Genomic DNA, 12,717 nt, shown 5'->3' with positions numbered 1-12,717 from the left:
TCAATATCTTTGGAACTCATAAATTTTGTTTTTTGTCACTCAAAATATATGAAAAAAAGGGCTTACTTTTAAAAGTAGCCCTTTCTGTTTAAAAATATTAATCGGTTAGTAGTGAAAAAAAATATTAAATTATTAAGCCCAATGAATTTAAACCAATCAAACATCAATAAAGTGTTAGCTCGATAAGTCAAGTAAATTAGTCCACCTAAAAAGACAGGTAAAGTTCCAATAAATATTTTCAGTTTCATTATCGTTTCTGTTGTCATAAAATCACACTAAACTTGCATAGATTTTTGGAAATATTCTACTTATTGACCTTAAAATAGGCTGCTTATTCTGCTAAATACCAGTTATTATTTATTTTCAAATATACATCCCTAATACCGAAAATACTGATAAAATTGCAATATCTTTTATATCTTTTCCAAAAGTAACTCCATTATTTTTAGGGATTTTACGGGAAACCTCAAAACGCTGTTTTTTATGCAATTTTTTTAGCCCTGATAGTAGCGGCATCCTTTTTCTGGCTTTTTTGCCAGAAAAAGATATAGCGAATAGCAGGAAACAGCTCCTAAAAAAAACGTGAAATTTGCAATCTAAAATGTGAAATCTGCAATCTAAAATGTGAAATATTTTCACTAAATTTGCACTCCAATAAAAGGAATTAGAATATGTTAGATAGACTTCAAATAGTAAAACAGCGTTTCGACGAGATTTCGGACTTGATTATTCAGCCCGATGTGATCAGCGATCAAAAACGTTATGTGCAATTGAATCAGGAATATAAAGGCTTGAAAGCCTTAGCTGAAAAGCGTGACGAATATGTGCTTTTGATGGCGAATATTGATGAAGCCAACGAGATTATTGCCGACAATAGTGATGCAGATATGACCGAAATGGCCAAGATGCAACTCGAAGAAGCTAAGGAAAGATTACCAGAACTAGAAGATGAAATTAAGTTTATGTTGATTCCGAAAGATGCGGAAGATGCTAAGAATGTGATGGTCGAAATTCGCGCCGGAACGGGTGGCGATGAAGCCAGTATTTTTGCGGGTGATTTGTTCCGTATGTACACCAAATATTGTGAAAACAGGGGTTGGAGAACTTCGGTTGTGGATATGAGCGAAGGTACTTCGGGTGGTTTCAAAGAGGTGATTTTTGAAGTTACGGGCGAAGATGTTTATGGAACTTTGAAGTTTGAAGCGGGTGTTCACCGTGTGCAACGGGTACCGCAAACGGAAACGCAAGGACGTGTTCATACCTCGGCAGCGACGGTTATGGTACTTCCGGAAGCCGAAGAATTTGACGTACAAATTGATATGAACGATGTTCGTGTGGATTTCTTTTGTTCGTCAGGACCTGGTGGACAATCGGTGAATACTACAAAATCGGCGGTTCGTTTGACGCACATTCCTACGGGATTAGTGGCGCAATGTCAGGATCAGAAATCGCAACATAAGAATAAAGATAAAGCGATGGGCGTTTTGCGTTCTCGTTTATACGAACAGGAATTGGCCAAAAAACAAGCGGAAGATGCTACAAAACGTACCTCGCAAGTGAGTTCTGGAGACCGTTCGGCAAAAATTAGAACCTACAATTATTCGCAAGGTCGTGTGACGGATCACCGTGTGGGATTGACATTATACGATTTAGGAAATATTATGAATGGCGATATTCAAAAAATTGTTGACGAATTGCAATTGGTTAACAATATGGAGAAATTGAAAGAAGCGAGTGAGGTTTTCTAAGGGGACGAAGAGATAATAGACCAAGAGATAATAGATGCCATACCGAAATGTTTGGCATTTTTTTTTAACACTTTGTGAACTTTGCGAAAAACTTTGCGAACTTTGCCGTTAAACACACAACGATGACAACTAGACAACTAATCAACCAAATTCAACTAAAGAAATCGTTCCTATGCGTAGGATTAGATGTTGATTTGAATAAAATTCCGCCTCATTTATTAGCATTGGAAGACCCGATTTTCGAGTTCAACAAAGCGATAATCGATGCCACTCACGATTTGGCTGTTTCCTATAAACCCAATACGGCTTTTTATGAAGCATATGGAATAAAAGGTTGGCAGTCTTTGCAAAAAACCATTGATTATATCAACGAAAATCATCCTGACATCTTTACGATTGCGGATGCCAAACGAGGTGATATTGGGAATACTTCGTCGATGTACGCCAAAGCTTTCTTTGAGGATTTGAATTTTGACAGCGTAACCGTTGCACCTTACATGGGGAAAGATTCGGTGGAACCTTTTCTGGCTTTCGAAAATAAACATACCATTATGTTGGCATTGACTTCGAATGAAGGAGCGTTTGATTTTCAAACGTTGAATGTTGGCGGAAAGGAGTTGTACAAACAGGTTTTGGAAACTTCAAAAACTTGGAAAAATTCCGAAAATCTGATGTATGTTGTTGGTGCCACAAAAGCCGAATATTTCACGGAGATTCGCAAAATTGTTCCCGATAGTTTTTTGCTTGTTCCCGGTGTTGGTGCACAAGGCGGAAGTCTTCAAGAAGTTTGCAAACACGGAATGAATGCGAATGTTGGTTTGCTGATTAATTCTTCAAGAGCGATTATTTATGCTTCAAACGGAACTGATTTTGCCCAAAAGGCTAGGGAAGAAGCGTTGAAAATGCAACAAGAAATGGAAAGGATTTTAGGATAAAATTTAACCACGAATTTACTTCGTCTGCTCCCCTTTTAGGCTTGGGTTACGAAGTCCTACGAATAATTTGTGAAAATCAGTAAAATTCGGGGCTAAAATTTTTCTATAAGGCTATAGGGCTAAAAATTAAACTATAATTTTCTAAATGAAACCAAGATTAATAATCATATCGGATTTATGGGGAATTGAAAATTCAGATTGGATTAATACTTATTTTGAAATTTTAAAAACAAGATTCGAAATCCAACTTTATGATTCTTGCAAATTGGCAAATATTTCTTTAGCCGATAGAACAGAAAATAAACTTCATGATGAATTTATAAATGGCGGAATTGATTTTGCCGTTGAAAGTTTATTGCATTTAGAAAAAGGAAATATTGCTATTCTTGCTTTCAGCATTGGTGGAACATTAGCTTGGAAAGCGGGTCTAAAAGGTTTGAAAATAAGCAATTTTTCTGCAATTTCGTCAACAAGACTGAGATATGAAACGACAAAGCCAAATTGTAAAATAAAGTTATATTTTGGAGAACATGACCAGAATAGACCGCTTGCGATTTGGGCTGAAAATCTAAATATTGATTCTCAAATTCTAAAAAATGAAGGTCATGAAATGTATAAAAAGCATGATTTTACAATTAAAGTTTGTGGCGAGCTAATTTCGAATTTAAAATTTTAATTCGTGAAATTTGAGGCTGATATTTTTCTATATTGCAACGAATTAAATCGGTTAAAAAAATTCGTTTTTATCTGTGTTTTCGCTTTTGCGAATCCGTTTAATCCGCGTTCCATATAAAAAAATGATAAACTACACCATTTACAAAAACGAAAATAGCAATCAGTGGGTGACTTTTGTCCACGGTGCTGGCGGCAGTTCGTCTATTTGGTTCAAGCAAATTCGGGATTTTAAAAGCCAGTATAACGTTTTGTTATTGGATTTACGCGGTCACGGTAATTCCAATTCTCAAATAAAAAAAGCTTTTAAACAAAAATATACTTTCGAATCCATTGCTAATGATGTTCTGGAGGTTATTGACCATTTAAAAATCGAAAAATCACACTTTGTCGGGATTTCTCTCGGTACGATTCTCATTCGACAATTGGCCGAAATGCATCCTGAAAGAGTGCAAAGCATGATTCTTGGAGGTGCAATACTTAAAATGAATTTTCGTTCGCAAATTTTAATGAAATTAGGGAATACATTCAAATATGTGTTGCCTTATTTAGTGTTATACAAGTTTTTTGCCTTTGTGATTATGCCGAAAAAAAGCCATAAACAATCGCGATTGCTTTTCATCAATGAAGCCAAAAAATTATACCAGAAAGAATTCATAAAATGGTTCAAACTCACCGCCGAAATCAACCCGGTGCTAAAGTGGTTTAGACAAGTTGAATTAGATATTCCAACGCTTTATGTTATGGGTGAAGAAGATTACATGTTTTTGCCTTCGGTTCGACTCGTGGTCGAAAAACATTATAGATCTTCAAAATTGTTTGTTATAGAACAATGTGGTCATGTGGTTAATGTGGAGCAACCCATAGTATTTAATAATGAAGTTTTATTATTCATTAGTTCAAACAAATAAAAAATGTCCCTCAATTGAGGAACATTTTTTTAACTAACCAAAACCAAAATAATAAATAACCAGTTTATTATGCTGCAAAGATCAGACAGTTTTAGCTTTTATGCTGTTAATGATTTGTTATAAGTTTGTTGTACATACGTTAAGTTTTCTTAACAAAGTTTTTAGCAGATATGAGAATCAAAAAAAAATGCCCCGCAATTTGCGGGGCAATCTTTTTTACTAACCAAAACCAAATAATAAATAACCAGTTTATTACTCTGCAAAGATCATATACTTTTCCCTTTAAGGGTGTTAAGGATTTGTTATTACTTTGTTGTAGATACGTTAAGTTTTACTGGCTGTTTTTTAACATTTTATAATTTTAATTTTTTAGTTTTATTCCAATCCCTTTGCTTTATGGTGTTGCAGTTCAGTAGATTTTAATCTTACGATTTATTTTGATAAATATTTGTTAATATACTGTTTTTGAGCAAAATACACAAATAATCAGTTTTATTTATGAAAATAGATTATTAACTTTATCGTAACTTTTAAATCTATCTGTTATGAAATCACATAAAAAATTGACAACTGCCTCAGGAAGACCTTATTTAGAAGACGAAAACTCGCAATCTGTAGGTTCGCGTGGCCCATTATTATTACAGGATTATATTCTTCACGAAAAAATGGCACATTTCAATCGCGAGCGAATTCCGGAAAGAGTGGTGCATGCAAAAGGTTCCGGAGCTTTTGGAACTTTTACGGTTACACACGATATTACTAAATATACCAAAGCCAAAATATTCTCCAAAATTGGAAAAGAAACCAAAGTTCTAATGCGTTTTTCTACCGTTGGTGGAGAAAAAGGTTCAGCTGATACGGAACGAGATCCAAGAGGTTTTGCCATGAAATTTTATACAGAAGACGGCAATTGGGATTTAGTGGGCAACAATACGCCAGTTTTCTTTATCAAAGATCCGAAGAAATTCGGTGATTTTATCCACACCCAAAAACGGGATCCGCATACCAATTTGAAATCACCAACGATGATGTGGGATTATTGGTCATTGAATCCTGAAAGTTTGCATCAGGTTTTAATATTGATGTCAGACCGGGGAACACCTTATGGGTATCGTCACATGCATGGTTTTGGCAGTCACACTTTTTCGATGATCAATCAAGCAAATGAACGTTTTTATGTAAAATTCCATTTCAAAACCGCTCAAGGAATCAAGAATTTTACCAATGATCAGGCAGCCCATATGAAGTCTCACGATATGGATTTTTCCCAAAGAGATTTGTTTGATAATATTGATGGCGGTAATTTTCCAAAATGGGATTTAAAAATCCAAGTGATGACTGAGGAAGAAGCTACTAATGGAGATTATTACTTTAATCCTTTTGATTTGACTAAAGTCTGGCCCCACGCAGATTTTCCTTTGATAGATGTTGGCGTTTTGGAATTAAATCAAAATCCACAAAATTATTTTCAGGATATTGAGCAAGTAGCTTTTGCGCCAGCTCACATCGTAGACGGAATAGGCTATTCACCAGACAAAATGCTGCAGGGCCGTTTGTTGTCTTACCCTGATGCGCAACGCTATCGTTTAGGAACCAATTATGAGCAAATTCCAGTCAACAGATGTCCGTTTGCCACCAATAATTATCAAAGGGACGGACAAATGAGAGTCGATGGAAATGGAGGTCAAAACCCAAATTATTTCCCTAACAGTTTTGATGATATGGAAGTGGATCAATCCTATAAAGAACCGCCATTACCAATAAACAGTCACTTTGCGGATTGGTATGACAGGAATTGCGAAGGGGAGAACGATCATTATTCACAACCCGGAAAATTGTTTCAAATTATGACTCCAGAGGAGCAAAGCAATACCATTCACAATATTGTAGATGCCATGTCAGGAATTCACGGACCCAAAAAAGAAGAAATTACAAGACGTCAATTATTTCTTTGGTACCGGGTTGATCCTCGTTTGGGAACAGAAATTGCGAAAGGATTGCGCTTTGAGTTAGAAGCCTTGCCTATTTAATATTAAGAAAACACAACCGTTTTGTTGTTATACACCATCGTTTTGCGCTCGGCGTGAAGTTTTATGGCACGCGCCAAAACGATGCGTTCTAGATCCCGGCCTTTCATAATAAAATCATCAATAGAATTGATATGTGAAACCCGAGTGGTATCCTGCTCAATAATTGGACCTTCATCCAATTCATTGGTGACATAATGACTCGTGGCACCAATGATTTTTACGCCTCTTTTAAATGCCGAGTGATACGGTTTTGCACCAGGAAACGCCGGTAAAAAGGAGTGATGAATATTGATAATTTTATTTTCGTAAAGTGTGATTAAATTTGGCGTGATAATTTGCATATAACGCGCCAAAACGATAAAATCTATTTTGTATTTCCGGAGGATTTCAATTTGTTGTTTTTCGCCTTCCTCTTTATTTTCTTTGGTAAACGGAATACAGTAAAACGGAATATCAAAACGTTGCGCAACTGATCTTAAATCCTCATGATTGCTCACAATTAAAGGGATTTCGACATTAAATTCTCCGGCACTGAAACGTCCCAAAATGTCAAATAGGCAGTGATCGTATTTCGATACAAAAAGAGCCATTTTTGGCTTTTGTTCTTTGGTATGAATTTCCCAAGACATTTTAAAATCAGTGGCAATAGATATTTCAAAGACATTTTTTATCGCCTCCAGATTGCTGTTTTTATTGGTAAGTTCACATTCCAATCGCATAAAAAAAACATTCTGTTCCACATCTACATGTTGGTCAATATAAATAATATTTCCTTCCACTCTAACAATAAAATCTGTCACAGCGGCGATAATTCCCTTTTGGTCTTCGCAATGAATGAGGATAATGATTTTCTGCATACTATTTTTTTTAGGAGCTATTTCCTGCTGTACATTACAAGTCCTCACTTTATAAACTGTTTTTCTAAGCCACAAAAAGAGCTTCCTTTGGTCGCTTTTTTCTTGCAAGAAAAACTACTTTCTAAAGTTTCGGGCTTTCCATTTCCATCAGGGCTAGACAATCCGTACATTAATAATTTTCCTCAAAACTAATCTTATTTTTTTGAATAAAAAGCCTGTTATGATATTTTATAGTTTGTCTAATATATAATAATTTTTTCTTAAAAATTTCCGTAAATTGCGTACATAAATTATCATATTCATAAAAATGGAAGTTGTAAAGCCTTATGTGCCCGTAAATAAAGTTCGAATTGTAACCGCAGCATCCCTTTTTGACGGTCACGATGCCGCCATCAATATTATGCGAAGAATCATTCAGGCAACTGGAGTTGAGGTTATCCATTTAGGCCACGACAGAAGCGTCGAGGAAGTAGTGAATACCGCCATTCAGGAAGATGCGAATGCCATTGCCATGACTTCCTATCAAGGCGGACATAATGAATACTTTAAATATATGTACGATTTGCTTTGTGAAAAAGGAGCGTCTCACATCAAAATTTTTGGTGGTGGAGGCGGAGTAATTCTTCCGTCTGAAATCGCTGATTTGCAAGCCTACGGAATTACCCGGATTTATTCGCCAGACGATGGTCGAGCAATGGGTTTACAAGGAATGATCAATGATTTGGTACAACAATCCTCCCCCAACCCCTCCGAAGAAGGGGTGCAAAAATACGTAAATTATAATACGGATGCTTCTGCTTTATTAAAACTCGGAAAAAAGGGAGTTTTGGAGAGTTTGAAAAATAAAAATGTTTATACAATAGCGAGATTAATTTCACTCGCCGAAAATAATCCTGATGATTTTCATAAAGTATTTGATCCAGAAATAAAGAATAATGTTGCTAACTCCTCCCCTTCGGGGAGGTTGGGAGGGGATACTCCCGTTCTTGGCATTACCGGAACGGGTGGGGCAGGAAAATCATCTTTGGTCGATGAATTAGTGCGTCGTTTTTTAATTGATTTTCCAACAAAAACCATCGGAATAATTTCGGTTGATCCATCCAAACGTAAAACAGGTGGCGCATTGCTTGGAGACAGAATCCGGATGAATGCCATCAACAATCCCAGAGTGTATATGCGTTCCTTGGCCACACGACAATCCAATTTAGCTTTGTCAAAATATGTTGCCGAAGCCATTCAGGTTATCAAAGCTGCCAAATATGACCTTATTATTCTAGAAACTTCCGGAATTGGACAATCGGATACTGAAATCACAGATCATTCGGACGTTTCTCTTTATGTAATGACGCCCGAATTTGGCGCAGCAACCCAATTGGAAAAAATCGATATGCTTGATTTCGCTGATTTGGTGGCAATCAATAAATTCGATAAACGCGGTTCTTTGGATGCTTTACGTGATGTGAAAAAACAATACCAGCGTAACCATAGTCTTTGGGATACTGATTTAGACACCTTACCCGTTTTTGGAACCATCGCTTCCCAGTTTAACGACCCGGGAATGAATACCTTGTACAAGGCGATAATGGATAAAATTCATGAGAAAACAAATTCCGATTTGAAATCGACTTTTGAAATCTCCCATGAAATGAGCGAAAAAATCTTCGTCATTCCGCCACACCGAACCCGATATTTATCGGAAATTGCAGAAAATAACAGAAAATATGATGCAACGGTATTAAGCCAAGTACAAGTCGCCCAGAAATTATATGGTGTTTTCAAAACTATTGAATCCGTTTCGGGAAAAATCCCTGAGTTGAACAAGACAGGAATTAATGATGATTCCGTTTTGCCAACGGCTTTGGAACTCGAAAAATCAACTGTTGCCGAAGATAAAATTTTTCTCAATTTATTGTTGAATCAATTCGACAAAGTAAAAATGGATTTGGATCCCTACAATTGGGAAATCATCCTAACTTGGAACGAAAAGACGAACAAATACAAAGAGCCGTTTTACACTTTTAAGGTTCGAAATAAAGAAATCAAGATTGAGACCCACACCGAATCGCTTTCGCATTCCCAGATTCCAAAAATTGCTTTGCCAAAATATCAAGCTTGGGGAGATCTACTAAAATGGAATTTACAGGAAAACGTGCCTGGTGAATTCCCTTTCACGGCAGGATTGTATCCTTTCAAGAGAGAAGGAGAAGATCCATCACGAATGTTTGCCGGTGAGGGCGGACCGGAACGAACCAACAAACGCTTCCATTATGTGAGTGCGGGGTTACCCGCAAAACGACTTTCGACAGCTTTTGACAGCGTGACTTTGTATGGAAATGATCCACATATTCGTCCTGATATCTATGGAAAAATTGGAAACGCAGGAGTTTCGATTTGTTGTCTCGACGATGCCAAAAAATTGTATTCTGGTTTCGATCTGGTCGACGCAATGACTTCGGTCAGTATGACAATTAACGGGCCTGCGCCAATGATGCTAGGCTTTTTTATGAATGCTGCCATCGATCAACGCTGCGAAATTTACATCAAGACCAATCATCTGGAAGATGAGGTTGAAGAAAAAATCAAGTCGATTTACAAGAAGAAAGGAACAGAACGTCCACATTATCAAGGGGATTTGCCAGAAGGGAATAATGGGCTGGGATTGATGCTTTTGGGCGTGACCGGCGACCAAGTTTTGCCTTTGGAGGTTTATAACGAAATAAAATCCAAAACACTTTCCAAAGTTCGCGGAACAGTTCAGGCGGATATTTTAAAAGAAGACCAAGCCCAAAACACCTGTATTTTCTCGACGGAATTTGCGCTAAGATTAATGGGAGACGTCCAGGAATATTTCATCAATAATAAGGTGCAAAATTTCTATTCGGTTTCCATTTCGGGTTACCACATTGCCGAAGCGGGGGCAAACCCCATTTCGCAATTGGCCTTCACGCTTTCCAATGGTTTTACTTACGTGGAATATTATTTGAGTCGTGGAATGAAAATTAATGATTTCGGCCCCAATTTATCGTTCTTTTTCTCGAACGGAATTGATCCGGAATATGCTGTCATTGGTCGTGTGGCCAGGAGAATTTGGGCGAAAGCCATGAAAAACAGGTACGGAGCCAATGAACGCGCTCAAATGTTGAAATACCACATTCAAACGTCGGGTCGTTCACTTCACGCACAGGAAATCGATTTTAATGATATTCGAACCACACTGCAAGCTTTGTATGCCATTTATGACAACTGTAATTCCTTGCATACCAATGCATATGACGAAGCGATTACCACGCCAACCGAGGAAAGTGTCCGTCGTGCGATGGCCATCCAGTTGATTATCAATAAAGAATTAGGGCTGACTAAAAATGAAAATCCAATTCAGGGTTCGTTCATTGTCGAAGAATTGACCGATTTGGTAGAAGAAGCCGTTTTGCAGGAGTTTGACCGGATTAACGAACGTGGAGGAGTTCTTGGCGCAATGGAAACGATGTACCAAAGAAGCAAGATTCAGGAAGAAAGCCTGTATTATGAAACCTTGAAACATACGGGGGAATTCCCGATTATCGGAGTGAACACATTCTTGAGTTCCAAAGGTTCGCCAACAATTATTCCAGCCGAAGTGATTCGCGCCACCGAGGAAGAAAAGAAATACCAAATCACGATGTTGACCAATTTGCACCAATCCAATCAAGATATAGTAAAGGTACAATTGAATCTGCTTCAAGAAGCCGCCATCAAAAACGAAAATTTGTTTGCGCATTTGATGGAAGCTACTAAGGTTTGTTCGTTAGGGCAAATCACGAGTGCCTTGTTTGAAGTTGGCGGTCAGTATAGGAGGAATATGTAAGCAGAGAACCACTTTTTGCGTAGCAAAAAGTGTGTGAATCGCTTATCCCGCCTTTTGGCGGGATCTATTTTAGAACTCCATAATTAAATTTAACCGTTTTTTGCTTAGCAAAAAGGATAAAAATGTAATCTCATTTTTTTTCTTTCAAAGCAAAATAAATTCTTTTTTAAATAATGTTTTTTTTGATTTATTCATTTTAAGGTCAATCGCCTGATTTTTTATCTTTTATTTAACGCGAAATATTTTGTAATTAACTAATAATTAGTAGTTTGCAATTTATTTTAATAATTAGAAAATCGTTATCTCATATTATTTTTCTTATTAACAAATGTAAATTATCGATAATAATTGTATTTAATCGATTTTTATTCTTCTTTTTTTTTCTTTCATTTTTTCCTTCCTAACTTTAATATGGGTTACTTTAAACAAAGTTTCAAGTTGAACTGTACAGTAACTTTTCGTTAATAATTGGTTAGAAAAAGAATTTATTCTGCTGCCTCAATCAGAAAATTCTTTTGATGATGGAGTCCTTCAAAAATAGTTTTGAAGAGGTTTTATTTCTCTTAAAGTATTATTTCCCCCAGTCTGTAAACTTTTCCTGTTTTTCTAATTTGTGGTGTTTAACCTTTTAATTCCTTATAATTATGAAAACAGTTACGATTAGTTGTCACCAGACGACAAAGATTTCCGAAAATTATGTAAGCAACTTCAAAAAGAAATTGGTGTTGCTTTTGTTTGTGGGTTTTACTGCCTTAGGTGCGTTTGCGCAATCATTGCCAGCTTGTACATCAATGGCTGTTTCTCCAGCAATTTCTTGCCCTAATACCATAGCAATAGCAACTGCCAATTTGGTAAATATAGATGTTGTTAATGGAGAGCTTGTACAATGGGATATTGCTCCAAATTTAAGCGGTGCTTTTTTTGGAACACCAGGAGTGTTTACTATTACTGCTACTTATTTTGCTGATGGACCTGTATCTACTCCAGTAAATGTTGGCCCCAATTTTGGTGGGTTTACTGTAACGTTGAAATTTATTAATCATCCACTTGTACAAACCTGTGCTGCCTCGCCATTGGTTATAAGTCCGAATTGTATTATTACTGGGGATACTGATATTTGTCCTGCGACTACGCATACTTATAGTTCAACAGTGACCGGTGTTATTGGAACAACAACACATTTTTGGACTGTGGTTTCAGGAGGAGCAACAATAAATGGTTCTAATACAGGTTCAACAGTTTCAGTTACCGCTGCTTCAGCTTGTGGCCCTTTTACTTTAAGGGATGTTATAACCAGCAATGGTTGTCAACATACGTGCGAACAAACATTTAATGTAGTTTCCTCAAAACCTGTAATTGCGAACTGTCCAATAGGTTCAGCTCTTGGTTGTAACCCAACTCCGCCAAGCTGTAGTCAAACTGTTACCGCTTCGGATATTTGCGGTACAGTGCCAGTAATCTGTACACCTGGAGAAATAGTTGTTGATGGCTGTAATCGTACACAAACATTTACATACAGCGCCACCAATGCCTGTGGCTTGAGCGCAGATCCATGTATTGTGACTTACACTTGGACAGTGGATACAGAAAAACCTGTTATCACAGCCACTGGTACTCCTGCAAATGGTATTTTGGGATGTAATCCAACAACTGAAGCCATCGGTGCAGCCCTTGGAACCGCCACAGCAACCGATAATTGTGGTTCGGTATCACCAACATT

The 12,717-nt window shown here is 37.1% G+C and carries 9 protein-coding genes; 7 read left to right on the top strand and 2 right to left on the bottom strand.

The annotated features are described in order from the left end of the window. Window positions 1–363: 363 nt before the first annotated feature. Entirely contained in the window at window positions 364–516 is a 153-nt protein-coding gene (locus IR213_RS15275) for a hypothetical protein (RefSeq protein ID WP_194313164.1), read from the bottom strand. A 155-nt stretch (window positions 517–671) separates the two neighbouring features. On the opposite strand from IR213_RS15275, the gene prfA reads away from it, so the two are divergent. The 5 genes from prfA (at window position 672) to IR213_RS15250 (ending at window position 6,296) form a co-directional block, all read left to right on the top strand. Continuing rightward, window positions 672–1,748 carry a peptide chain release factor 1 gene (gene prfA, locus IR213_RS15270; protein ID WP_194313163.1) on the top strand — a complete coding sequence of 359 codons (1,077 nt, stop codon included), beginning with the start codon at window positions 672–674 and terminating at the stop codon, window positions 1,746–1,748. 122 nt (window positions 1,749–1,870) lie between these two features. Next, the gene (gene pyrF, locus IR213_RS15265; RefSeq protein WP_194313162.1) at window positions 1,871–2,683 is read left to right on the top strand and encodes an orotidine-5'-phosphate decarboxylase; all 813 of its coding nucleotides are present in this window, start codon (window positions 1,871–1,873) and stop codon (window positions 2,681–2,683) included. 145 nt (window positions 2,684–2,828) lie between these two features. Beyond that, window positions 2,829–3,359, top strand: a complete 531-nt coding sequence (locus tag IR213_RS15260; RefSeq protein WP_194313161.1) for an alpha/beta hydrolase — start codon at window positions 2,829–2,831, stop codon at window positions 3,357–3,359. 121 nt (window positions 3,360–3,480) lie between these two features. Further along, the gene (locus IR213_RS15255; RefSeq protein WP_194313160.1) at window positions 3,481–4,266 is read left to right on the top strand and encodes an alpha/beta fold hydrolase; all 786 of its coding nucleotides are present in this window, start codon (window positions 3,481–3,483) and stop codon (window positions 4,264–4,266) included. A 545-nt stretch (window positions 4,267–4,811) separates the two neighbouring features. Further along, complete coding sequence (locus tag IR213_RS15250) at window positions 4,812–6,296, top strand: catalase (protein WP_194313159.1); 1,485 nt, start codon at window positions 4,812–4,814, stop codon at window positions 6,294–6,296. A gap of 2 nt (window positions 6,297–6,298) precedes the next feature. Here IR213_RS15250 and purU read toward each other — a convergent pair whose 3' ends face one another. Then, complete coding sequence (gene purU / locus IR213_RS15245) at window positions 6,299–7,153, bottom strand: formyltetrahydrofolate deformylase (RefSeq protein ID WP_194313158.1); 855 nt, start codon at window positions 7,151–7,153, stop codon at window positions 6,299–6,301. A 307-nt stretch (window positions 7,154–7,460) separates the two neighbouring features. Between purU and IR213_RS15240 the strand changes: the two genes are divergently transcribed. Both IR213_RS15240 and IR213_RS15235 read left to right on the top strand, forming a co-directional pair. Next, complete coding sequence (locus IR213_RS15240) at window positions 7,461–10,997, top strand: methylmalonyl-CoA mutase family protein (RefSeq protein WP_194313157.1); 3,537 nt, start codon at window positions 7,461–7,463, stop codon at window positions 10,995–10,997. 644 nt (window positions 10,998–11,641) lie between these two features. Next, window positions 11,642–12,717: hypothetical protein (locus tag IR213_RS15235; protein ID WP_194313156.1), on the top strand; the 1,076-nt coding region annotated here is incomplete at its 3' end.

The organism is Flavobacterium soyangense (genome assembly GCF_015277675.1).
GTDB lineage: Bacteria > Bacteroidota > Bacteroidia > Flavobacteriales > Flavobacteriaceae > Flavobacterium > Flavobacterium soyangense.
The sequence above is the reverse complement of the archived record's forward strand: the minus strand, read 5'-3'. Positions and strand labels throughout refer to the sequence as shown.

What these genes read in the sequence shown, in the direction of transcription:
- IR213_RS15275 (WP_194313164.1), bottom strand. Translation starts at nt 516, where the DNA reads ATGCCGCTACTATCAGGGCTAAAAAAATTGCATAAAAAACAGCGTTTT.
- prfA (WP_194313163.1), top strand. Translation starts at nt 672, where the DNA reads ATGTTAGATAGACTTCAAATAGTAAAACAGCGTTTCGACGAGATTTCG.
- pyrF (WP_194313162.1), top strand. Translation starts at nt 1,871, where the DNA reads ATGACAACTAGACAACTAATCAACCAAATTCAACTAAAGAAATCGTTC.
- IR213_RS15260 (WP_194313161.1), top strand. Translation starts at nt 2,829, where the DNA reads ATGAAACCAAGATTAATAATCATATCGGATTTATGGGGAATTGAAAAT.
- IR213_RS15255 (WP_194313160.1), top strand. Translation starts at nt 3,481, where the DNA reads ATGATAAACTACACCATTTACAAAAACGAAAATAGCAATCAGTGGGTG.
- IR213_RS15250 (WP_194313159.1), top strand. Translation starts at nt 4,812, where the DNA reads ATGAAATCACATAAAAAATTGACAACTGCCTCAGGAAGACCTTATTTA.
- purU (WP_194313158.1), bottom strand. Translation starts at nt 7,153, where the DNA reads ATGCAGAAAATCATTATCCTCATTCATTGCGAAGACCAAAAGGGAATT.
- IR213_RS15240 (WP_194313157.1), top strand. Translation starts at nt 7,461, where the DNA reads ATGGAAGTTGTAAAGCCTTATGTGCCCGTAAATAAAGTTCGAATTGTA.